The organism is Shewanella pealeana ATCC 700345 (assembly GCF_000018285.1).
Taxonomy (GTDB): domain Bacteria; phylum Pseudomonadota; class Gammaproteobacteria; order Enterobacterales; family Shewanellaceae; genus Shewanella; species Shewanella pealeana.
The window spans coordinates 3,814,180-3,835,372 of sequence record NC_009901.1 but is presented as its reverse complement, the minus strand read 5'-3'; the positions used below and the strand labels follow the sequence as shown (position 1 = coordinate 3,835,372).

General features: G+C 44.6%; 22 protein-coding genes and 1 tRNA gene. 13 read left to right on the top strand and 10 right to left on the bottom strand.

The window, feature by feature from the left end; genetic code table 11:
* The first annotated feature begins 41 nt into the window (after window positions 1-41).
* From SPEA_RS16485 to SPEA_RS16475, 3 genes are all read left to right on the top strand, one after another.
* Window positions 42-116: transfer RNA gene (locus tag SPEA_RS16485), tRNA-Gln, on the top strand.
* Window positions 117-278: 162 nt separating this feature from the next.
* Window positions 279-737, top strand: coding sequence for a hypothetical protein (locus tag SPEA_RS16480; protein ID WP_041411047.1), 459 nt, complete (start codon window positions 279-281; stop codon window positions 735-737).
* A 36-nt stretch (window positions 738-773) separates the two neighbouring features.
* Window positions 774-1,199, top strand: coding sequence for a hypothetical protein (locus SPEA_RS16475; RefSeq protein ID WP_012156349.1), 426 nt, complete (start codon window positions 774-776; stop codon window positions 1,197-1,199).
* A gap of 83 nt (window positions 1,200-1,282) precedes the next feature.
* Here the strand turns inward: SPEA_RS16475 and SPEA_RS16470 are convergent, their stop codons facing one another.
* From SPEA_RS16470 to lolB, 3 genes are all read right to left on the bottom strand, one after another.
* Window positions 1,283-2,230 (bottom strand): ribose-phosphate pyrophosphokinase, encoded by a 948-nt coding sequence (locus tag SPEA_RS16470; protein ID WP_028769213.1) that lies wholly within the window; start codon window positions 2,228-2,230, stop codon window positions 1,283-1,285.
* Between the two features lie 64 nt (window positions 2,231-2,294).
* Window positions 2,295-3,149, bottom strand: coding sequence for a 4-(cytidine 5'-diphospho)-2-C-methyl-D-erythritol kinase (ispE, locus tag SPEA_RS16465; protein ID WP_012156347.1), 855 nt, complete (start codon window positions 3,147-3,149; stop codon window positions 2,295-2,297).
* The gene (gene lolB / locus SPEA_RS16460; protein WP_012156346.1) at window positions 3,146-3,805 is read right to left on the bottom strand and encodes a lipoprotein insertase outer membrane protein LolB; all 660 of its coding nucleotides are present in this window, start codon (window positions 3,803-3,805) and stop codon (window positions 3,146-3,148) included. Before lolB ends, ispE begins: the two co-directional genes overlap by 4 nt.
* Before the next feature lie 269 nt (window positions 3,806-4,074).
* On the opposite strand from lolB, the gene hemA reads away from it, so the two are divergent.
* From hemA to SPEA_RS16415, 9 genes are all read left to right on the top strand, one after another.
* Window positions 4,075-5,325, top strand: coding sequence for a glutamyl-tRNA reductase (gene hemA, locus SPEA_RS16455; protein WP_012156345.1), 1,251 nt, complete (start codon window positions 4,075-4,077; stop codon window positions 5,323-5,325).
* A gap of 13 nt (window positions 5,326-5,338) precedes the next feature.
* Window positions 5,339-6,424 carry a peptide chain release factor 1 gene (gene prfA / locus SPEA_RS16450; RefSeq protein WP_012156344.1) on the top strand — a complete coding sequence of 362 codons (1,086 nt, stop codon included), beginning with the start codon at window positions 5,339-5,341 and terminating at the stop codon, window positions 6,422-6,424.
* A gap of 47 nt (window positions 6,425-6,471) precedes the next feature.
* Complete coding sequence (gene prmC, locus SPEA_RS16445; protein WP_012156343.1) at window positions 6,472-7,314, top strand: peptide chain release factor N(5)-glutamine methyltransferase; 843 nt, start codon at window positions 6,472-6,474, stop codon at window positions 7,312-7,314.
* A gap of 285 nt (window positions 7,315-7,599) precedes the next feature.
* Entirely contained in the window at window positions 7,600-7,995 is a 396-nt protein-coding gene (locus SPEA_RS16440; protein WP_012156342.1) for a SirB2 family protein, read from the top strand.
* Window positions 7,995-8,783, top strand: coding sequence for a transglutaminase family protein (locus SPEA_RS16435; RefSeq protein ID WP_012156341.1), 789 nt, complete (start codon window positions 7,995-7,997; stop codon window positions 8,781-8,783). Before SPEA_RS16440 ends, SPEA_RS16435 begins: the two co-directional genes overlap by 1 nt.
* 213 nt (window positions 8,784-8,996) lie before the next feature.
* Window positions 8,997-10,265 (top strand): DUF819 family protein, encoded by a 1,269-nt coding sequence (locus SPEA_RS16430; RefSeq protein WP_012156340.1) that lies wholly within the window; start codon window positions 8,997-8,999, stop codon window positions 10,263-10,265.
* Between the two features lie 69 nt (window positions 10,266-10,334).
* Window positions 10,335-11,183 carry a 3-deoxy-8-phosphooctulonate synthase gene (gene kdsA, locus SPEA_RS16425; RefSeq protein WP_012156339.1) on the top strand — a complete coding sequence of 283 codons (849 nt, stop codon included), beginning with the start codon at window positions 10,335-10,337 and terminating at the stop codon, window positions 11,181-11,183.
* Between the two features lie 217 nt (window positions 11,184-11,400).
* A complete protein-coding gene (locus SPEA_RS16420; RefSeq protein WP_012156338.1) occupies window positions 11,401-12,963 on the top strand; it encodes an AbgT family transporter in 1,563 nt (520 codons plus the stop codon).
* Window positions 12,964-13,147: 184 nt separating this feature from the next.
* Window positions 13,148-14,023, top strand: coding sequence for an EamA family transporter (locus SPEA_RS16415; protein WP_012156337.1), 876 nt, complete (start codon window positions 13,148-13,150; stop codon window positions 14,021-14,023).
* A 3-nt stretch (window positions 14,024-14,026) separates the two neighbouring features.
* Here the strand turns inward: SPEA_RS16415 and SPEA_RS16410 are convergent, their stop codons facing one another.
* The 5 genes from SPEA_RS16410 to SPEA_RS16395 form a co-directional block, all read right to left on the bottom strand.
* Window positions 14,027-14,575 (bottom strand): phosphatase PAP2 family protein, encoded by a 549-nt coding sequence (locus SPEA_RS16410; RefSeq protein WP_223296515.1) that lies wholly within the window; start codon window positions 14,573-14,575, stop codon window positions 14,027-14,029.
* A 257-nt stretch (window positions 14,576-14,832) separates the two neighbouring features.
* Window positions 14,833-14,913, bottom strand: coding sequence for a MetS family NSS transporter small subunit (locus tag SPEA_RS22825; RefSeq protein ID WP_263053350.1), 81 nt, complete (start codon window positions 14,911-14,913; stop codon window positions 14,833-14,835).
* 20 nt (window positions 14,914-14,933) lie between these two features.
* The gene (locus SPEA_RS16405; protein ID WP_012156335.1) at window positions 14,934-16,433 is read right to left on the bottom strand and encodes a sodium-dependent transporter; all 1,500 of its coding nucleotides are present in this window, start codon (window positions 16,431-16,433) and stop codon (window positions 14,934-14,936) included.
* 170 nt (window positions 16,434-16,603) lie between these two features.
* The gene (locus tag SPEA_RS16400) at window positions 16,604-17,635 is read right to left on the bottom strand and encodes a ketopantoate reductase family protein (RefSeq protein ID WP_012156334.1); all 1,032 of its coding nucleotides are present in this window, start codon (window positions 17,633-17,635) and stop codon (window positions 16,604-16,606) included.
* 6 nt (window positions 17,636-17,641) lie between these two features.
* A complete protein-coding gene (locus SPEA_RS16395; protein WP_398352800.1) occupies window positions 17,642-18,046 on the bottom strand; it encodes a VanZ family protein in 405 nt (134 codons plus the stop codon).
* Window positions 18,047-18,171: 125 nt separating this feature from the next.
* On the opposite strand from SPEA_RS16395, the gene SPEA_RS16390 reads away from it, so the two are divergent.
* A complete protein-coding gene (locus tag SPEA_RS16390) occupies window positions 18,172-18,657 on the top strand; it encodes a YajQ family cyclic di-GMP-binding protein (RefSeq protein WP_012156332.1) in 486 nt (161 codons plus the stop codon).
* Between the two features lie 236 nt (window positions 18,658-18,893).
* Here SPEA_RS16390 and SPEA_RS16385 read toward each other — a convergent pair whose 3' ends face one another.
* Together SPEA_RS16385 and SPEA_RS16380 are read right to left on the bottom strand one after the other, a co-directional pair.
* On the bottom strand, window positions 18,894-20,324 hold the full coding sequence (locus SPEA_RS16385; RefSeq protein ID WP_012156331.1) for an AmpG family muropeptide MFS transporter: 1,431 nt from the start codon (window positions 20,322-20,324) through the stop codon (window positions 18,894-18,896).
* Window positions 20,325-20,793: 469 nt separating this feature from the next.
* Window positions 20,794-21,114 (bottom strand): hypothetical protein, encoded by a 321-nt coding sequence (locus SPEA_RS16380; RefSeq protein WP_012156330.1) that lies wholly within the window; start codon window positions 21,112-21,114, stop codon window positions 20,794-20,796.
* Window positions 21,115-21,193 lie beyond the last annotated feature (79 nt).

The following is a 21,193-nucleotide window of genomic DNA, read 5'->3' as shown; positions in this document are numbered from 1 at the left end:
TAATGATGAGCTTTACTCTTCATTAGTAGCAAAAGTTTGATTGGGGTATCGCCAAGCGGTAAGGCACCGGGTTTTGATCTCGGCATTCCCAGGTTCAAATCCTGGTACCCCAGCCATATAAAAGAAAGCCCATCTTCGGATGGGCTTTTTTGTTTTCTGCGTTTTATATATCCTCCTCGACTCCTTTCCAATTTGTCTTAGCATTTTTTATTCAGCGAAGCTTCTCTGCTTAAAATGTATGCTAGGATTCTGCTTTATCATTTCAAGGAGTGAATACTATGAGGTCTTTAACAGCCTTATCTCTTGGGTGTTTATTGTCAATGAGCTGTGCCGTTCAAGCTGTACCAACGACACTTGAAATCAATGACAATATTAAACCTAAATCGTCTAACCGTTACATTCGAGCGGTACATCAAGAGATTGAAACAGGGACTGATGATCTTAATAAAGTCCGTTACGCTATTTTGGAAGGTATGTTGGTAACTAAAGGCTTTGCGTGGGTGTATCAAGGCGAGGGAGATGGCTACATATTGGCCCGGTTTGACTACCGTGGTGACACTAACGTAATGCGTATTGAGTACGGTGCATCATTGGTGCAGCTGAAATATCATGATGCGCTTGGCGACTATGTATGTAAGAAGCTGGTAGAGGATATCTGTTATAAGAACAGCCGAGGCTATTACAACTATATTAAAAACCTTAGAAATAGCATCAGCAAACAGCTAGCACGACTTTAAGCTCGCCTACAGAGCGTAGGTTAAAAGGATAAAGAGATGAGAAAAATTATAATTAGCTTACTTGTTAGCTGCGTTGGCGTCATGCCAGTTGTGGCGAGTGAGTTACAGCTTTACCAAGATCCGATCCCCTATGGCACCTATATTAAGGATTTAGATAGCTTGCTGGCAGATGCGGTTAAACGTAATCATTGGGTATTTAGCAAAGATGAGTCAGGTATTAGATACGCAAATTTAGACTATAAGACGTACAAGATAAACACGGAGCTGATGGTAAAGGATAATAGCGTTGCGGTTAAACTTATCAGTGCTGCGCGTCCTGATTGCGGTAAAAAGAGCTGTAAAGTCGATATGGATAGAGTTGATGGTTGGCTTGTGAAGCTGCGCCGCAGTATCGCTTATGACGTCACTAAAGCAGTAAGAGACGATGCGCTAAAGCGTAGGTTTGTCGAAGATATTGAATAGAGTTGTTTAGGCATAAAAAAACGCACTCAAGGAGTGCGTTTTTTCTCTCTTTTACGAGCCTAACTTTTAGCGTCTGCTATGAATTAGTGCTTGAACATTGCAGAGATTGATTCTTCGTTGCTTACACGGCGAATAGCTTCAGCCATAACTGTAGACATAGTTAACTGTGAAACTTTGTCTAGAGCAGCAATTTCTGGGCTCAATGGAATCGTATCGGTTACGATTACTTCATCGATTACAGACTCAGCGATGTTCTTAGCAGCGTTGCCAGAGAAAACAGGGTGAGTTGCGTAAGCGAATACGCGGTTTGCACCGTGCTCTTTAAGTGCTTCAGCAGCTTTACATAGCGTACCGCCAGTGTCGATCATATCATCAACGATGATACAGTCACGGCCTTGAACGTCACCAATGATATGCATAACCTGAGCAACGTTCGCTTGTGGGCGACGCTTATCGATAATTGCTAAATCAGAGTCATCAAGTAGCTTAGCGACTGCGCGAGCGCGCACAACGCCACCGATATCAGGAGAAACAACAACAGGGTTTTCTAGGTTCTTAGCTAACATGTCTTCAAGTAGAACAGGGCTACCAAATACGTTATCAACTGGAACGTCAAAGAAACCTTGGATTTGCTCTGCGTGTAGATCACATGTCAATACGCGGTCAACACCAACGCTTGATAGGAAATCGGCAACAACTTTAGCTGTAATCGGTACACGAGCACTACGAACTCGACGGTCCTGACGCGCGTAACCAAAGTAAGGAATAACCGCTGTAATACGACCAGCTGATGCACGGCGAAGCGCGTCAACCATAACGATAAGTTCCATTAGGTTATCGTTAGTAGGAGCGCAAGTAGATTGAATGATGAATACATCCGCACCACGTACATTTTCATTAATTTGGACACTGATTTCGCCGTCACTGAAAACGCCTACTTCTGCGTCTCCAAGTTTACAAAATAGACGATCGGCTATCTTCTTAGCGAGACTAGGTGTAGCGTTACCGGCAAAAAGTTTAATGTCAGGCACTGTAGGAACCTCAGGCGTATGCTTCATGATTGTGGCTGGGATTTAAAAATATCCCAGAATGTGGTTAACACTGAGCTAATCTCAGCATCAACGGTGATATATTTGCCCCTTTCGCAACAAAGCCTTGTATCGATGCAGGCAACTTCGCCAATACATCTTTAGCTTCTTGCTCCTGTTCGAATTGACCAAAAACACATGCTCCTGTTCCGGTCATTCTGGACGGCGCATATTCTAGCAGCCACGCTAAGGTTTTGGCAACTTGAGGGTAGCGTTTTGCGACTAATGTTTGGCAGTCATTTTGCCATGGGCTGTTCATCAATGACTCGAGACTTAACTTTGGCGTGTTTCGAGGTAGGTCTGGGTCTTGAAAGACTTCAGCCGTAGAAACATGTACTTGGGGAGTCAACACCAGATACCAAGGCTCGGCGGGCTCAACGTTTTGCAATTTTTCGCCTACACCTTCGGCAAATGCTGAAAAACCATTAATAAAAACAGGAACATCTGCGCCAAGCTTTAAGCCTATTTCACCGAGCTCTCGTAGCGACAATCCTGTTTCCCATAGTTGATTAAGTGCGACTAGCGTGGTGGCTGCGTCGGAGGAACCGCCGCCGAGACCGCCGCCCATAGGAAGGCGTTTATCTAGCCAAATTTCAGCCCCTAGCTGACAATCTGTTCGTTGTTGCAGCGATTTTGCGGCTTTGAGAATTAAGTTATCGCTGTCGGCAACAGCTGATGACATATTCGAATGTAATTTCAGCTTTGGCGTATCTAACACTTTGAAGTCTAGATAGTCACAATGTTCGATAAACTGAAACAGAGTTTGCAGTTCGTGATAGCCGTCATGACGCTGAGCGTTGATATGTAGAAATAGGTTTAGTTTAGCCGGAGCCGGCCAGCCTAATGAAAGTGACGCTGTCATAAAGAGTTCTCAGTTGGTGACGTCTGTTGGAAAAGCGTTTGGCTTTGTGGTGCTAAAGCTTGCCACTGACTCAGCTGTAATTTTAGGCGAATCTCACCACGCTGCAGGTTAAGTAATCTTGGCACTTCTGCACCGCTTTGAGTTTGCCAGCTGTTAAATTCGACTTCCCAGGGAGGCTGTTGTTCGGCATTAACCAGTTTAGCCGGACGACCCTGAGCATCTTTGGCTAGCAGTTTGTCGCCAACTGTTAGTTGGCCTGTGATCCAAAGTGGCAGTGACTTAATAGGTATGGACCAACCTGATACTCGGGTGAGTAATCGCTGGGGGTCGCTATCCTTGTAGGTTTTGCCATCGACTTCTAGTGTGGCTTCTCCAGCTCGACTCGACAGTGATAGCACTGTTGTTCCAAGCATAGTGGTTAGCTTCAATTCATCATGATCAGGGCTATGTAACCAATACAGATTAGTACTGAATTTATCTTGGGGCGTTCTCACCGCAAGCTTACCTTGCATTTCCCATGCGTCAGCCTGTTGTACTTTGTTAACAGAGACGGGAACTAGGTTGTCTGGTATGGTAGTTGAGCAACCGCTAACTAAAAGAGTGCCCAGTATCACCCAGAGATAAGTGTTTTTTGTGATGCGTCTCAAATTATTCATCTATTACTGATATGAAAGAGCCCTTATGATACGAGGGGTTGGATGATTTACCAATGCCCATATGCAAAAATAACCATTTATACAATGCTCAATGTCGTGAATGCGTGACATAACTATATATGAATAGTTAAAAAAGTGATGCTAATTGAAAAAATGGGTAAGAACATAGATTATTATTCGGTTTTGTTAAGCGTATTCTGTTTTTAACAAAACCAATTCAGTAGAATGGCACCAATAAATGAGATGCCCAAGAGTCCAGAACGAGTCAAATGAGCCTTGTAGCAATCGGAATTAACCATAAAACGGCGACGGTCGACCTGCGAGAAAAAGTCGCATTCGGTCCTGATAAAATTCATGATGCCATGAAGAGTCTAGCTGCTAGCACTCAGTCGGGCGAAGCCGTCATCATTTCCACCTGTAACCGTACAGAACTTTACTGTAATAACTGTGAAGCTGCTGACGTAGTTGCTTGGCTGGAAGATTATCATCAACTATCTCATGAAGATGTTGAACCCTGCTTGTACCAATATAAAGGTCAAGAAGCGGTTAAACATTTAATGCGTGTATCTGCTGGTCTCGATTCACTGATTTTGGGTGAACCGCAAATTTTAGGTCAAGTGAAGCAATCTTTTGTGAAAGCAAAAGAAGCGGGTACCGTTGCTGCGACAATGGATCGTATGTTTCAGAATACCTTTTCAGTCGCCAAAAAAATTCGAACCGAGACTGAAATTGGTGCAGCGGCCGTATCGGTAGCCTTTGCAGCAGTGAGTATGGCAAAACATATTTTCTCATCAATCAGTACGACTCAGGTATTATTGGTCGGTGCCGGTGAGACAATTGAGCTGGTCGCGCGTCACTTAAAAGACAATGGCGTTACAACCATGGTTGTTGCCAACCGAACGATTTCACGTGCAGAAGCCATGTGTGAAGAGTTCGGCGCGACAGCAATTACACTCGAACAGATCCCAGATTTTCTCCCTAAGGCCGATATCGTGATATCCTCTACGGCTAGCCCATTACCAATTCTTGGTAAAGGCATGGTAGAAAAAGCGCTTAAGCAGCGTCGTCATCAACCTATGTTATTGGTTGATATAGCAGTTCCTCGAGATATCGAGGCTGAAGTCGCGGATTTAGATGATGCATTCCTCTATACCGTAGATGACCTGCAAAGCATTATTGAACAGAATATGGCATCTCGAAGAGAAGCCGCCGAGCAAGCAGAATTAATTGCAGAAGATCAAGCTTATCAATTTATGGAATGGATCCGCTCGCTAGAGTCGGTAGACAGTATCCGTGAATATCGCACAAAAAGTATGGCGATTAAAGATGAGCTGGTAGAGCGAGCGGTCAACAAATTGGCCCAAGGTGGTAATAGTGAGCAGGTCTTACTAGAACTAGCTAATAAGCTTACCAATAAACTGATCCATGCGCCGACACAAGCGCTTACCGCTGCGAGTCGACAAGGGGACTTGAATTCCCTTGGACAATTAAGAGCTTTGCTTGGACTAGATAAAGACTAAGGTTAGCGTTTTAATGAAGGACAGTGTGATTCGTAAGCTTGAAGGCTTACTTGAACGTAATGAAGAAGTGTTGGCGTTACTGAGTGATGCAGGCGTTATTGCCGATCAGGAACGTTTCCGCGCCTTGTCTAAAGAATATTCTCAACTAGAGGATGTAGTCAGTACCTTTAAGTCTTTTCAGCAAGCCGAGGAAGATCTCGAGTCAGCTAAAGAGATGATGGAAGAGGATGACCCAGAGCTTAAAGAGATGGCTCAGGAAGAATATAAAGTCGCTAAGTCGGCGATAGCAGCGCTTGAAGATGAGTTGCAGATCTTATTGCTTCCAAAAGATCCGAATGACGACAATAACTGTTTTATCGAAATCCGCGCTGGCGCGGGTGGTGATGAAGCGGCTATTTTTGCGGGTGATTTGTTCCGCATGTATAGCAGATACGCCGAAAGTAAGCGCTGGCAGATAGAAGTTATGAACACCAACGAAGGTGAGCATGGCGGCTTTAAAGAAGTGATCGCTAAAATCAGTGGCGAAGGTGTTTACGGTAAGCTGAAATTTGAATCTGGCGGACACCGTGTACAACGTGTACCTGAGACCGAGTCTCAAGGCCGCGTACATACTTCAGCTTGTACTGTGATTGTACTGCCTGAAGTACCAGAAGCAGAAGCGATTGAAATTAACAAGGCCGACTTGAAAGTGGATACTTTCCGCGCATCAGGTGCTGGTGGACAGCACGTTAACAAAACTGACTCAGCTATTCGTATTACCCATATTCCAACAGGTATCGTTGTAGAGTGTCAGGATCAGCGTTCACAGCATAAAAACCGTGCCCAAGCGATGAGCGTGCTTGCCGCGCGTATCCAAGCTGTTGAAGACGAGAAGCGTCGTAGTGCTGAAGAAAGTACACGCCGTAACTTGGTGTCATCAGGTGATCGTTCAGAACGTATTCGTACTTATAACTTCCCACAAGGTCGTGTAAGTGAGCACAGAATTAACTTAACTCTGTACCGCTTAGGCGAATTTATGGAAGGTGACATCGATTGTGTTGTAGAACCACTGATCCAAGAAAACCAAGCGGATATGCTTGCAGCACTGGGTGAAGGCTAAGCCTTCTCTCACACTATCATTGTGCTACAGATGAATAAGGATATTCCTTGCAATTAACTATCTCAGGGGCGCTTAAGTGGGCCTCTTCTCAGCTTGAAAGTATTTCAGACTCAGCATCACTGGATGCTGAGGTCATGTTGCTTCATGTAATTAATAAACAGCGTAGCTACTTATATACTTGGCCTGATAGAAGCTTAGAACCCGAGCAAGTTTTTGAGTTTAAACAGATGTTGGCCAAGCGTTTGCGTGGTAATCCAATCGCGCATATCGTTGGTGAAAGAGAGTTTTGGTCACTGCCTTTTAGAGTGAATCCAACAACGCTGATCCCACGCCCCGATACAGAAATCTTGGTTGAAACAGCGCTGAATTTACCTTTAGCTGAAAGTGCTAAGGTACTCGATTTAGGCACTGGCACGGGTGCTATCGCCTTGTCATTGGCCCATGAGCGTAGCGAATGGCAGGTTTGTGCGATCGATAAAGTGGATGATGCTGTGGCATTAGCCAAGGAAAATCGTACTAATTTGAAACTCGAACAGGTTGATGTGTTTCAAAGCGACTGGTTTGATGCTGTTGAGTGCTATGACTTTAATTTGATTGTGTCCAATCCGCCTTATATCGATGAAGAGGATGAACACCTTTCTCAAGGCGATGTTAGATTTGAGCCAGCGAGTGCCTTAACTGCACCACAGAGGGGCTTTGCAGATCTGTTTTACATTGCAGAGTCGGCTCGTGATTACTTAGCACCAGGTGGCTATTTGCTACTCGAGCACGGTTATCAGCAAGCTATCGAGTTAAGAGAGAAGTTAATTGAGCTGGGTTATGAAAACGTTGCCACGGTTCGAGACTTTGGCAGTAATGATCGCTGCACATTAGGTCGTTGGCCTCGTTAGAGGTTTATCGATTGATGAAGAAAAAGGCATTCTCGTGAATGCCTTTTTTTATGCCCCGATTACGTCAGCTGTTTCACCATAAAATATTTACAGCCAGTTGCAGGGTAGGCGAATTGTGTCTATTTACCCACATAACCTAGAGCTTGGTAAAATGGCCTAGGGTCGAGATAATACTAGTCTTGGTTAAACTTTGTGCGCTTCTTCTAGTTGCCATGGCCGGATATTGGTTATGGATTCAGGTATGGGGTACACTAGCCGCCTTTATCGGCAAACAGATCTTTATTCATGGAAACTTTTTACAGTTTGTACCCAGCGTTTAAGCACATGCACATGACGCTTATTGCGACTAGCGTATTGTTTTTCTTAGTCCGTTTCGTACTGCATATGCGCAAGTCACCCGTATTAGAAAAGAAAGCAATTAAAATTGCGCCGCACGTTATCGATACCTTCCTACTGTTATCTGGTTTGATCTTATGTTTCTCAATCAAACAGTATCCTTTTGTTGATCCATGGATGACTGAAAAGTTGGGTGCCGTTGTTGCTTACATCGTGTTGGCTACCATCGTGCTAAAAGCAAATCGTAATACATTATTTAAAGTCTTTGCAGCCTTTGGTGCAATCGGTTGGGTTGTTTATGCCGCTAAACTTGCGATCCTTAAGCAAGGGGTGTTGCTCGGTTAATGACTGATTTAACGCAAAACGAATCAATACAACTTCCTGACACGGCTTTTGAAATTGCCGAGCACTTGGGCTTTTCTAAGCAAAAGAATGCAAACTGGGCCTGGCTAGAATTAGCAGGCTCTGTGTTGAGCTTTTATGTCGTTGATAGGCATGAACGTTTAAACGGACTGCTTAAGTGGTTCTATAACGATTTAGGCTTTTGTGCTCGTGAAGCATACTACAGCGCTGAGGCGGCTGATTTAGGCAAATGCCTAACATCGAAGCAAGGCAATAGTACAACATTGGCAACGGTGTTGATGTTATTGGCTAAGCAACTCGACTTAACACTTGATTTGCTGCTATTACCTGGACAAACAGTACTTTGTAGCCGAATCGACGATGAAGTGCGTTATATAGACCCATTAACAGGGGCGCAGCTGACTAAGCACCAACTGCATGTCTTCGTGCGTGGTGAACTAGGCAATAGTGCTAAGTTCAAGCCAAGCTACTTAAAGCCAGCTAGCATCAAGCGTATCATTTCTCGAATGCTGCATGAGATGAAAGCGGGCAGCATTGTTGCGCATAACTTCGAGCCTGCGATGGAGTGCTGTAACTTGTTACTACAATGGCATCAGGATGATCTAAATCTCAATCGTGAGCGCGCCTTTATTGCCCAGCAGTTAGGTTGTATTAGCGTTGCTACCGCCGATTTAACTCATTTTGTGGAAAACAGTCCACATGATCCAGTTATTGAGCTGGTGAAGATGCAATTGAAAGAACTTAAAGAGGAAGTGGAAACTTTCCATTAAGTATCACAATAGGGCCTTTAAGGCCCTTTTGTGTTGATAGTGCTTGTGTTAATAGTGCAGTTTCAAAATAGATTTAAGTAAAAGACACAGCCACATAGCGATGGCAATAAAGTGTCGATATAAAATAAAAATAGCTGTAAAAATAATACCAATAAATTGAATTGTAAGAATAATAATTAGGCAAGCATTGCCAACATTAAGGGGATGGACTTCATGAGTAGTACGGATTCAGTGACCACAGCGCTGGTGACTAATGACGCTACGGCGTTAGGTATTTTAGCGGTCGTGCTCGGCTTTGTGTTTTATACCAGTAATAGTAGCAATGCATTTTGGAAGAAGTTTTATACCTTCGTACCAGCATTGTTAATGTGTTACTTCTTGCCATCACTATTGAACACATTCGATATTATTGACGGTAAAACATCGCAACTTTATTTTGTGGCCTCACGTTACCTGCTGCCAGCGTGTTTAGTGTTACTTATTCTGAGTGTTGATTTAAAAGCGATACTTTCCTTGGGGCCTAAGGCGATTATCATGTTCCTCACCGGAACCGTGGGTATCGTTATTGGCGGCCCCATTGCGTTGCTGATTGTTTCAGCGATTAATCCCGAAGTATTGGGAGGGGCTGGGCCTGATGCCGTATGGCGTGGCATGACTACTCTTGCCGGTAGCTGGATTGGCGGTGGTGCTAACCAAGCGGCAATGAAAGAAATTTATGAAGTCGGCGGTGATATTTTCTCAATCATGGTGACTGTTGACGTCATCGTAGCCAATATTTGGATGGCTGTACTGCTATTTATGGCATCAAAAGCCAAGCAGATAGACGCAAGAACGGGCGCAGATACTACAGCGCTTGAAGCGCTTAAAGATAAGGTTGAAAAGTACCACGCAGAAAACGCGCGCATTCCAAGCTTGAGTGACTTGATGATGATTGTAGCGATTGGTTTTGGTGTTACTGGCCTAGCGCATGTCGTAGCTGACTTTTTAGGCCCGTTTTTTGAAGCTAATTACCCGTGGACTCGAGATTACAGTTTAACCTCTAAGTTTTTCTGGTTAATTGTAACAGTGACAACGATTGGTTTAGCCATGTCGTTCAGTCCAGTACGTCATATTGAAGCGGCGGGTGCATCAAAAGTGGCTACAGCATTCTTATACATTCTAGTCGCTACTATTGGTCTGCATATGGATGTGTCAAAGCTCGCAGATCCAGATAACCTTTGGTACTTTGCTATCGGTATTATTTGGATGATAGTGCACGCAAGCTTTATGCTGATAGTGGCTAAACTGATTAAAGCGCCATTGTTCTATATGGCTGTGGGTAGCCAGGCTAACGTGGGCGGCGCAGCATCAGCGCCAGTTGTTGCCGCAGCATTCCACCCAGCACTTGCGCCAGTTGGTGTGCTACTGGCGGTATTAGGCTATGCTTTAGGCACTTACATGGCTTGGATTTGTGGCCAAATTTTACAAGCTGTCGCCAGTTAAGGCCGCAGCAAAAACTTAGTTGATTAATGCCAAGGCAACGGCCTTGGCTCACGAAGAGAGAAGAGATTGATGAGCAATAAAATCATTAGTTTAGGTTCGATTGAGATCGCAAATGATAAGCCTTTTGTATTATTTGGCGGTATGAACGTACTTGAGTCACGTGACTTGGCAATGCAAATTGCAGAAACCTATGCTGAAGTTACCCAAAAGTTAGGGATCCCTTACGTGTTTAAGGCCTCTTTCGATAAGGCTAACCGCTCATCAGTTAACTCTTACCGTGGCCCAGGCATGGAAGAAGGCTTGAAGATCTTTGAAGAGATTAAATCGACTTTTAACTTGCCTTTGATCACTGACGTACACGAAGTGCACCAGTGTGCGCCAGTTGCAGAAGTCGTTGATGTGATTCAGTTGCCTGCATTCCTTGCTCGTCAAACAGATCTTGTTGTGGCGATGGCAAAGACAGGCGCCATTATTAACGTGAAAAAGCCGCAGTTCTTAGCTCCACATGAGATGCGTCATATCATTACTAAGTTTAATGAAGCGGGTAACGATGAGATCATGCTGTGTGAACGTGGTTCGAGCTTTGGTTACAACAACCTCGTTGTCGATATGCTAGGTATGGATGAGATGAAGCAAACGGGTTACCCGGTGATCTTCGATGCGACTCATGCTCTGCAACGTCCTGGTGGACGTAGCGACAGCGCTGGTGGACGCCGCGCTCAAGCGACAGAGCTTGCCCGTAGTGGTATGGCACTTGGCTTAGCGGGCTTGTTTATTGAGGCTCACCCAGATCCTGATAACGCTAAGTGTGACGGCCCGTGTGCATTGCCACTACACCAGTTAGAGAACTACTTAACCCAGATGAAGGCGATTGACGATTTAGTTAAGTCGTTTGAGCCTATTGATACTAGTAAGTAAGTTCGAAGTATTTTATTCTTCTAGCTAGTTGTAATAAAAGATAAAACCCTGTCTTAGCGCAGGGTTTTATTTTTTTCATCGATATAATTTAAGTTTAAATACAGATTGGGCATTTATTCTAGTAGGTTATAAAAAATACTCGACGTTAAGCAGTGCTATTCGCTCAGTTTGGTAATAATAGTCAGTTTAATGTGGGAAAACATAAATAGGTTGAATGATGAAAGCAGATAAACAGGCGCTTGGAGAACAAGGGCCACAAGGGATGTTAGGTAAAGCATTAGACAGCATTGAAAGGGTCGGCAATAAGTTACCGGATCCTGCAATGCTATTTTTAATTTTGATGTTTGCCGTATGGGCACTATCAGCGTTGCTATCGGGGGTGAGCTTTGAGGCCATCGACCCGACGACTAACTCTCCAATTGTGGTTCATAACCTACTAACCGCAGAAGCGCTAACTAAGTTCTTAACCTCGATGGTAACGACGTTCACGGCATTCGCTCCTTTAGGTGTGGTGTTGGTGGCCATGCTAGGTGTGGGCGTAGCTGAGCATTCAGGCTTTATTAACACTGCGCTAAAACGCATGTTAAAAATCACCCCGGCTAAATTTTTAACTCCGGCAGTGGTTTTGGTCGGTATTATCTCTCACACCGCAACCGATGCGGGTTATGTGGTGGTTATTCCTCTTGCTGGCGTGATCTTCTTTACCGTTGGTCGCCATCCTCTAGCGGGTATAGCCGCAGCGTTTGCTGGTGTGTCAGGTGGTTTTTGCGCCAACTTTATCCCGTCAGGAATTGACCCATTACTGCAAAGCTTTACCCAAGCTGCGGCACAAATTGTTGACCCGACAATTGAAGTCAACCCACTGAACAACTGGTTCTTCGCGGCATCGTCATGTATCCCTATTACGTTAGTTATCTGGTATCTAACAGATAAAGTATTGGAGCCTCGCTTAAACCGCACTCACAAGGTTAACCGCGAAGAGGTGGATCTTCCGGCGATGGAAGAGGAGAAGCCGTCTGAGATTAAAGCATTCCGCGTTGCTAGCTTAGTGATGGTTGTTGCAATTGCAGCTTTCTTCTCATTAACTGTGCCAGAGACTTCAACACTGCGTGATGCGAACGGTTCATTGACGAGCTTTAAGGCACCTTTGATGCAGTCAATTGTGCCGCTGATCTTTATCTTCTTTATGTTACCTGGCCTCGTATATGGCTACATGACTGGTGCCTTTAAAACATCAGGGGATGTTGTACAGGCGATGTCTAAGTCGATGAGTGGCATGTCTCATTACATCGTCATGGCATTTTTCTGTGCTCAGTTTGTAGCAGCATTTTCGGCATCTAACCTCGGTGCTTTAATCGCAGTTGAAGGTGCTGGTGGATTAAAAGCCTTAAACTTACCGGCTGAAATTACCGTAGTGGGTATGATTATCCTAGTTGGCTTTGTGAACTTGTTTGTGGGCTCATCATCGGCTAAGTGGGCTTTGATTGGTCCAGTTCTAGTGCCTATGTTGATGCAGCTTAATATCAGTCCAGATCTATCTCAGGCGGCATACCGCGTAGGTGATTCGAGCTCTAATATTATTACGCCGCTGATGCCATACTTTCCGTTAGTGGTAGTTTACTGTCAACGCTATGTGAAGAATATCGGTATTGGTACCTTAATCTCTATGATGCTGCCGTTTAGCTTAGCGTTAATGTCTATATGGAGTGTTTGGTTGTTGGCTTACTGGGCTCTTGGTTTCCCATTGGGCTTAGGTGCAAGTTATACCTATGGTTTGTAAGCGTTTAACATCCGTTGAAAAGCACTGAGAAGGCCAAGTCTATGACTTGGCTTTTTTTTGCGGCGGTTTTTTGGCCGTTATTTCACAGTATCACTAAGAGTTATTGTCAGTATCTAAGACTAATTCCCCCTTAAACTCGTTATGGCAGGCATAATAGTGTTTTGATTTTTGGCGCTCACTCAATATGGCATGGATATTATTCACCTTTTTAGCCGCATTAATGCAAGCATGGCGCAATGCCTTTCAAAGTCAGCTAAGTAAGGATGTTAATATCGCCGGAGTGACCTTGGCTCGGTTTCTGTGGGCAACCCCAATTGCGATTATCTACCTGTTAGGCCTCTATGTTTGGCAGCCTGTTGGACTTCCGTTTATCACCCTTAAATTCACAGCTTATGTACTTGGTGCAGCGGCGATGCAGATCTTGGCCACGGCTTTGATGGTGAAGCTTTTTAAAATGAAGAACTTTGCCGTAGGGGCGGGCTTGGCTAAGAGTGAGGCCTTAGTCGCAGCGATTCTCGGGGTGTTGTTTTTCGGAACGCATTTATCATTACTTGGTTGGCTAGGCGTGCTCATTGGTGTAATAGCCATATTTATGATGAGCAGCAAACAGGGATTTAGGCAGCTTTCGTTATCCACGATATTGCTTGGGCTTGCTTGTGGTACTGCTTTTGCCTTGACGTCTCTTTGGGTTAGGGAGGCGAGCCTTAATCTCGATCTGCCATTTCCTCACAGAGCTGCCTGGGTGCTGCTGTTTGTCATTGCGATTCAGACGTCAGTGCTATTGATATACTCCTATGTCGTGGATAAAAACACCATCGATAGTCTACTGCAAAGGCCAAAGCTGACTCTACTCACCAGTGTCACAAGCTGTCTGGGTTCAATCGGTTGGTTTAGTGCCATGTCGTTGCAGGCGGTGCCCTATGTTAAGACACTTGGCCAGGTAGAGGTGTTCTTTACCTTGCTTATTGCCACGTTCTGGCTTAAAAATAAGGTGGAAATTAAAGATATGTTAGGGCTAATTCTTATCGCAATTGCAGCGATACTGGTAATGTGGGGTTAGTTATTACTTACTTTTCGTTCTGTGTTTGAGGCGTTTTTCGCAGAGAGCAATAGATAACTGCGCACATAAAACCCCAAGGGTCGCGCCAGCAAGTAAGTCGCCAAGGAAGTGATAATTCTGGCCTAATTGGCCTGCTATAGCCCCAAGCATAGCCAGCATCCATAGCCAATAAAGCTTTGGAAAACGCCACCAGAACACACTCACTAATGCAAAAGTGAACAGTGCATGCCCCGAAGGGAATGAATTATAGGCGGCGCCCATCGTAAAGGGATGAAACCCTTCGACCCCATTATGGATCCATGACGGATTGCTGCCCGCTTCTGTGTGGAGCCAGGTTTCTGGCCAAGTGCGGCCAAATATAAACTTTGCTCCTAATCTTACAATTGTTGCACTAATGACAGTGAAAGTCAGTGCCAGTGCGAAGGGGGCATAATTTTGGCGGAATTTCGGGCTAAAGCAGCCAAGGATGAAGATCGCCGTTAAAGATTCAAACAGAAGCGGCATTTGGCTCAGAGGTTTGAAGATATCACTCGCATGACTATTTAAATGCATCCAAGTCGAAATAGGCCTATCTAGAAAGAGTACGCTGAAAACAATAAAGCAGCAGCTAGCAAGGTAGAGCAATAAACAGCTTCTTAGAGACTGCTGTATAGGTCGGGTTTTAGCTGGGGTTTCTCTATATTCGGATTCAGGGCGTATGTTAGGGCTCATCGAACAATATTAGTCTATGCGAGTTGGGAAGATAGGGCTGACCAGTGTAGGGGACCATGGTGGTAACGGCAAGAGGTATAGCCTATCTCTTGTTATAGTCACTCTTTTTTTGAAGCCTTCATCGCTATTGAGATGCAAACGGCTGCCCCTCCCCAAGTGATTAGCAAAGCTAATACCATCATGATAATTGCACCAGTGCTCATAGCTTTGGTTCCTTCGAAATATTATTACCTGAGATGACACTGATAAAGATGGCGGCAAACAGCATACTCGCCACCAGTCCCCAGCCGAGAAATAGCTGATCTGCAATCGGGTAGTCGCCATAGCCGTCGGTCAACGTGTTGATGAGATTTTTAACTAGAATAATCGCGAGCATGATAGGGCCGATAAAGCGTAGGCAGATCTCCATCCACTTGCCGATACTAAATTCACTGCAGCGGTTGGCATAGTCACGGATATCGGCAATCTTAAATAACCAGGCGAGGATAATCAGCTCGATTAGGCAACTAGAGAGTAGGGCGATGTTATTGATAAAGTAATCGACGAGATCGAGTAGTAATAGCCCGCCGTTACTCGAAAACGCCATAGAGATAACAAAGCCCGTACCACAAACCAGCAGCGCCGCCTTTTTTCGTGAGATTGACAGTTTATCGATTACCGCTGAGACCACTGCTTCAATAATGGAGATATGTGAGCTGATCCCGGCAACCACTAAAGCCAAGAAGAATAGCGGCCCGAAGATATAGGGGGCTGGCAGCAAATTAATCGCCGCGGGTATAGTGACAAAAGCCAGACCTACACCCGACGTGACCACGTCGGTAATGGGCTTGGCTTGCTCCTGGGCCATGTAGCCTAGTACGGAAAAGATCATAATACCGCCTAAGATAGAGAAGCCACAGTTAATTAATACCGTCATAATGGCATTGTTATTGATATCGGATTTCTCTGGTAGGTAGCTAGAGTAAGCGAGCATGATGGCAAAGCCGACACTTAAGGTGAAAAAAATCTGGCCGTATGCCGCCGACCAAACTTTAGCATTTAAAATCATGCTGAAATCTGGCCTGAATAGGTAGTTGAGTCCTTCTAAGGCGCCAGGGAGAAACACAATTCTGGCAATAAATAGCAGCACCATGATGAAAAGTAGTGGCATCATGATTTTACCGGCGCGCTCGATACCGCCTTTTACGCCACTGTATACCGCAAGGGTTGTAACACTCCAAGCTATTGCCATGGGGATAGCAATATGGAATTGCATGGAGCCTAGCTTAGTGGGCGAGTTGTCGCCTAGTTGTAGGTATTCATTGAAGAAGAAGGCATTGGTATCAGTGCCCCAGCTCTGGGATATAGAGAAAACAAAGTAGGAGATGGCCCAGCCGATGATCGCGACATAATAGATAGCAATGACCGCGGCGATAAACACTTGAAACCAGCCTAGCCACTCCAGCCGAAAACCAAGTGATTTACCGAGCTGTGCGAAGATCTTTGGCGCTGCGCCGCGGTACTTATGGCCCAGACTGAATTCCATGATCATAAATGGAATGCCTGCTGTGAGCATGGCAAATAGATAAGGAATGAAAAACGCACCACCTCCATTCTCATATGCCATATAGGGAAAGCGCCAAATATTGCCGAGGCCGATTGCCGAGCCAACTGCCGCTAGAATAAAGCCTGTCCTAGAATTCCATTGCTCTCTTTGCATTGAACGCGCCTGTACTCTCTCCAACTACAAGATTGTAAATTGGGCCAACAGAACTAATTCTAGTCACAATTAAAGAACTTGCTTCAAGTTTGTACTTTACGAAATGCTTAACTTATTAATAATAAACACAAGCGTTAGTCGATGGGGAAACAAGACTCTTCCCCCCAAGGCTAGCGCGTGTATTTGGCTTCTAGTTGCGTTATCTGCTGGGCGAGCGATTGATTTACGGGGGCAGGGATATGGTGAACCATGGCTCGCTTGAGCACAAAACCATTAATGGCGTCTATCTCCGTTTGCCTTTGATGATAAACATCCTGATGCATGGAAGAGAAGTTCTGCGCCGTTAGCTCTATGACCTGATAAACACGTTCAATTAAAAGCGCTTTGTCCAGAGTGAGGCCATCGGCGGCGGCAACTTTAATCAGTTCGCTAACGGCATTGTTTATGGCATTACGGTATTGAGGCTTAGCAAGCTCACCATTAGGGCAATCATGGATGGCGGTTAACGGGTTTATTGCCACATTGATGGCCAGTTTTTGCCAAAGAAGCGGCAAGATATCGGCGTACCAAGTGCTTTGGTCAATACTGCTGAGTAATCGCTCTCGGATATTGTCATCAAGCTGTGGCGCGATAAATGGTCCAAGTTGCGTCAGGCCCGATCCCGTCTGTTTCACATGATATTTGTCTAACCTCAGTGCCCCTTGTGAAGTGGTACCAAGACTCAGCCCACGACCAGCAAGATATGGCTGCACCTCTAAATGAGGTCCCATCCCATTATGTAGTAACAAGATATGCGTGTTACCGGGAAGATGAGGCAGAACAGCAGCAAGCGCTGGTTTGACTTGATGCGCCTTAACACTGACGATCAAAAGCGCGGTATTGGCGAGCTCCTTGGCATAATCCTCTAGACCGATCACTTTGGCGTTACTTGTAACGACTTGACCATCGAGTCTGGTAAATCTAAAGGGGACAACTTTAGATTGTATTTTTCTACCGATAAAGCTTAAGCCAACATGGGGTTGTTGCTTGGCGTTAGCTAGCTGGTGGTAGATGAGCTGGCCAATAGCACCTGCGCCTAAAATAGCAATTTGGCTAGCGCTTAACTGTTTACCATTTAGTTGCTTACTACCTAGTTGCTTATTACTTGGCTGGTTAGGATCTAGCTGTTCAGTACTGAGTTGGAGCGACGAATTAGAGGACATGTGAAGTTACTGCAGATCAGGATCGGTGAGCTTAGCGGTTTTAAAGTAGCGACAATAAAGCCAATGAGTAAAATAAAATAGGGAGATCCCCACCATATCGGCAATGAAATCGGCTAGGGAGGCGCTACGATAGGAAAGTTGAGATTGCACGACTTCGATAAATACTGCGTAGCCCGCTAAAATAACCGCCAACGTGTACCACTTAGGCCTGAAGGCTAAGTAGGTTAGGTATGACAAGACAAAAAAACTGCCTACGTGACCAATTTTATCGAAATTAGGGATCCCTATTGGGTAACTGGGTTTTGAGAAAACCAAGTAACTTACCAGAATGAGCATTAAAGCCAGTGCCCACTTAAAAATAGTTTGTCTGTTTATCACGTCGTATGCATCTATGTTATTTGACTCAATCATAAGAAAACCCGTAGATAAAGTCATCAACAACCCACAATTTCCTTTGCTTTTATGGTTTATTTACTTCAAGTTCGAAGGCTCTGTGCGTAAAATACCGCTACAGTAATTTTTTAAGGACCAAACTTATGCCTTCAATGGATATTGTTTCAGAAGTGAATGAAGTTGAACTGCGTAACGCGGTTGATAATTCAGTGCGTGAATTGAAAGGTCGTTTTGACTTTCGCGGCAAAGAAGCCAGCATTGAGTACAAAGATCACGTAGTAACCTTAACGGCTGAAGATGACTTTCAGTGCCGTCAGCTTGTGGATATTCTACGTATGCAAATGAGTAAGCGTGATGTCGATCCTAAGTCGATGGATGTCGATGATAAAGCGGTTCACAGCGGTAAAACCTTCTCTTTAAAAGTGAAGTTTAAAGAAGGCATCGAAACCTTAGTCGCTAAGAAGCTGGTTAAGCTAATTAAAGACAGCAAGCTTAAGGTTCAGGTATCTATTCAAGGCGATTCTGTACGTGTTACAGGCAAGAAGCGAGATGACCTGCAACAGGTGATGGCACTGGCTCGTGAGTCTGAACTTGGCCAGCCATTCCAGTTTAATAACTTCCGCGATTAATTTTTCTTTGAAAAATTAAGATAAAAGATGCCTAAAGAAATAACGTATTAAGCATCTTTTGTTTTCAAGCTTTAAATTGGCAATTACAGCCAATAGGTTCAATTAGCCGCTCACGATGATGGGCGGCTATTTACCATATCAGCAAGTACCGCCTCGCTATCATCACGGCTGATAAATATCGATGTTGCCTCACCATTCGGGAGCCGTTATCAAGTTATCAGGCTGTACAAGGTTATTTATAAGCTCGTTTCTTTGCTTGCATCATTAGACTCAACCTCAGCTTGCTCTGTAAGACTTGGATTCGGTGCATATTTTTGCACTAACATAATCAGTCCGAGCACGGGGAAACCAATTAAGCTGGCTGCAATAAAGAAGCTTACATAATCATAGGCATCGATATAAGCGCCGGAGAAGCCTGCAATAAACTTAGGGAACAGCAACATAATTGAGGATAGCAGTGCATATTGAGTCGCACTGTAGCCACTGCTAGTTAAGCTCGACAAGTAAGCAATAAAGGCTGCTGTGGCAATTCCTGCACTGAAGTTATCGACCGAAATAGCAAAGGTTAAGAAGTTGACGTTATAGCCAATTATGGCTTGGTAGGCAAAAAGTAGATTAGTTACCGCCACTAGAAATGCCCCTAAGAACAATATCTTCATGGTGCCGTAACGGGCGATCAGTAAACCGCCTGCGCCTGCGCCCACTAAGGTCATAATTAAGCCATATATTTTACTTAATGTGGCGATTTCGGTTTTCGAAAAACCCATATCGACGTAAAACACGTTAGCCATAATTCCCATCACAATATCGGAAATACGGTAACAAGAGATTAGCAATAAGATAAGAATTGCACTGCGCCCATACCGCTTAAAGAAGTCGATAAAGGGCAGTACACTTGCGGTATATAACCAAGAAAAACTGGCGGCAACAAACTTAGGGTAACGTGCTGCAAACTTAATCTTTATTTCGGCTTCCTTCTCGTCCGCCTCCTTAGTTTCAACAACAGGCTCTTTACTAAATAGTGTGGTTAAAATACCAATCGACATAAGACCTGCCATGACTAAATAAGCGGTCTGCCACGACATCAAGTTATAGCTGTCGTTATCAGGCTCGATCCATGCGGCAATAGTGAGTGCGCCTGCTGTGGCTACAATCATCGCACTGCGGTAGCCCACTTGATAAGCTGCTGCTAGTGCCGCTTGCATTTTTACTGGCGCGGACTCAATACGGAACGCATCGATAACTATGTCTTGAGTAGCAGAGGCAAAGGCGACCATTAAGGCGAATAGCGCGAGCCTTTCAAGATCGGCAAGAGGGTCACTTTGGCTCATTCCGATAATCGCCGCGACTAGCAATAGCTGCGCGAACATCATCCAACCGCGCCTACGGCCTAACAGCTTGGTAAATATAGGCAATGACATCCTGTCAACTAGCGGCGACCAAGCCCATTTGAATCCATAGGCTAACGCTATCCAGCTAAAGTAACCAATAGCTGTACGGTCTACGCCAGCTTCTCTTAACCAGAATGACAGGGTGGAAAACACCAGCATCAGGGGTAAGCCTGCTGAAAAACCAAGCAGTAATAAAATTAATACCCTTTTGTGGCAATAGATTGAGGCGGCGTCTTTAAAGCGCTGAAAAAAAGAGGCTAGGGGTGCTGAAGACATAAACAAGCTTTGCTGGAGTTAGTTATTTAAATCTTACGGCTGAGCGGGGTTAGGTTCAAGGTATTAATCCCAAAGGGGCTTGATTAATACCAATCAGTATAAGAAGTTGATCTACTCAGAACGTTTTTTGGCAAACTAATTCAAGGCGAATAACTGAAAGAATGGTTGCTCCCTTGTGAAGTTGTTCAACGCAGAAGTAGGCAGCCAAAAACGCTCCAGAATGGCGAGTTTTAGCGGTTCTGATACTGTGACTCTTATGGAACAAGAGGGAGCTTGAACCTAGTTTCACTATGCTCTTCACTCGCTGCCTTGTCTCAGAACCGCTAAACTCTCGCTGAGCGACCAAATCTTTATACTGGTTGGTATAACTTTATGCTTGCCAGTAAAAAGCCCAGACCGAAGTTTTGGTCTGGGCTTAGCTAGAGCTTGATTGCTCTTTTGGTGGATATTATTGTGTCACTTAATGAAACTAGGGTCTGATCCCTATACATCCTTGAGGGATTTGACCACCAATACTGAGGTAGTCACAACAATCATCTACCTGCTTTCGCAGAAATTGATTGCCTCGAATTGCCCAACAGGGCCACCTGTCAAAGGCGTGTAGTAGGTGCCAAAACACACGTTCCATATCAGTTTGCGCATCACCCTGATGATTGTACATCTGCCATTCTTCTAGGGTGTCCCATAGATATAACTGGATCTCATTGAATTCGAGTTGATCACTCAAAAATGCTTTTCCATAGAAAGCCAGCTGGGGCGCTTTATCGTCAATGAACTGATTTGGTGTCATTGAGCCGCCTCCTTTTAGTTTACGAAATAAGTATAGGCAGGAAATTAGGGCTATTGCTCAAAATAATTCAAATTATTTC

What these genes read in the sequence shown, in the direction of transcription:
- SPEA_RS16480 (WP_041411047.1), top strand. Translation starts at nt 279, where the DNA reads ATGAGGTCTTTAACAGCCTTATCTCTTGGGTGTTTATTGTCAATGAGC.
- SPEA_RS16475 (WP_012156349.1), top strand. Translation starts at nt 774, where the DNA reads ATGAGAAAAATTATAATTAGCTTACTTGTTAGCTGCGTTGGCGTCATG.
- ispE (WP_012156347.1), bottom strand. Translation starts at nt 3,149, where the DNA reads ATGACAGCGTCACTTTCATTAGGCTGGCCGGCTCCGGCTAAACTAAAC.
- lolB (WP_012156346.1), bottom strand. Translation starts at nt 3,805, where the DNA reads ATGAATAATTTGAGACGCATCACAAAAAACACTTATCTCTGGGTGATA.
- hemA (WP_012156345.1), top strand. Translation starts at nt 4,075, where the DNA reads ATGAGCCTTGTAGCAATCGGAATTAACCATAAAACGGCGACGGTCGAC.
- prfA (WP_012156344.1), top strand. Translation starts at nt 5,339, where the DNA reads ATGAAGGACAGTGTGATTCGTAAGCTTGAAGGCTTACTTGAACGTAAT.
- SPEA_RS16440 (WP_012156342.1), top strand. Translation starts at nt 7,600, where the DNA reads ATGGAAACTTTTTACAGTTTGTACCCAGCGTTTAAGCACATGCACATG.
- SPEA_RS16435 (WP_012156341.1), top strand. Translation starts at nt 7,995, where the DNA reads ATGACTGATTTAACGCAAAACGAATCAATACAACTTCCTGACACGGCT.
- SPEA_RS16430 (WP_012156340.1), top strand. Translation starts at nt 8,997, where the DNA reads ATGAGTAGTACGGATTCAGTGACCACAGCGCTGGTGACTAATGACGCT.
- kdsA (WP_012156339.1), top strand. Translation starts at nt 10,335, where the DNA reads ATGAGCAATAAAATCATTAGTTTAGGTTCGATTGAGATCGCAAATGAT.
- SPEA_RS16420 (WP_012156338.1), top strand. Translation starts at nt 11,401, where the DNA reads ATGAAAGCAGATAAACAGGCGCTTGGAGAACAAGGGCCACAAGGGATG.
- SPEA_RS16415 (WP_012156337.1), top strand. Translation starts at nt 13,148, where the DNA reads ATGGCATGGATATTATTCACCTTTTTAGCCGCATTAATGCAAGCATGG.
- SPEA_RS16410 (WP_223296515.1), bottom strand. Translation starts at nt 14,575, where the DNA reads ATGCATTTAAATAGTCATGCGAGTGATATCTTCAAACCTCTGAGCCAA.
- SPEA_RS22825 (WP_263053350.1), bottom strand. Translation starts at nt 14,913, where the DNA reads ATGGTATTAGCTTTGCTAATCACTTGGGGAGGGGCAGCCGTTTGCATC.
- SPEA_RS16405 (WP_012156335.1), bottom strand. Translation starts at nt 16,433, where the DNA reads ATGCAAAGAGAGCAATGGAATTCTAGGACAGGCTTTATTCTAGCGGCA.
- SPEA_RS16400 (WP_012156334.1), bottom strand. Translation starts at nt 17,635, where the DNA reads ATGTCCTCTAATTCGTCGCTCCAACTCAGTACTGAACAGCTAGATCCT.
- SPEA_RS16395 (WP_398352800.1), bottom strand. Translation starts at nt 18,046, where the DNA reads ATGATTGAGTCAAATAACATAGATGCATACGACGTGATAAACAGACAA.
- SPEA_RS16390 (WP_012156332.1), top strand. Translation starts at nt 18,172, where the DNA reads ATGCCTTCAATGGATATTGTTTCAGAAGTGAATGAAGTTGAACTGCGT.
- SPEA_RS16385 (WP_012156331.1), bottom strand. Translation starts at nt 20,324, where the DNA reads ATGTCTTCAGCACCCCTAGCCTCTTTTTTTCAGCGCTTTAAAGACGCC.
- SPEA_RS16380 (WP_012156330.1), bottom strand. Translation starts at nt 21,114, where the DNA reads ATGACACCAAATCAGTTCATTGACGATAAAGCGCCCCAGCTGGCTTTC.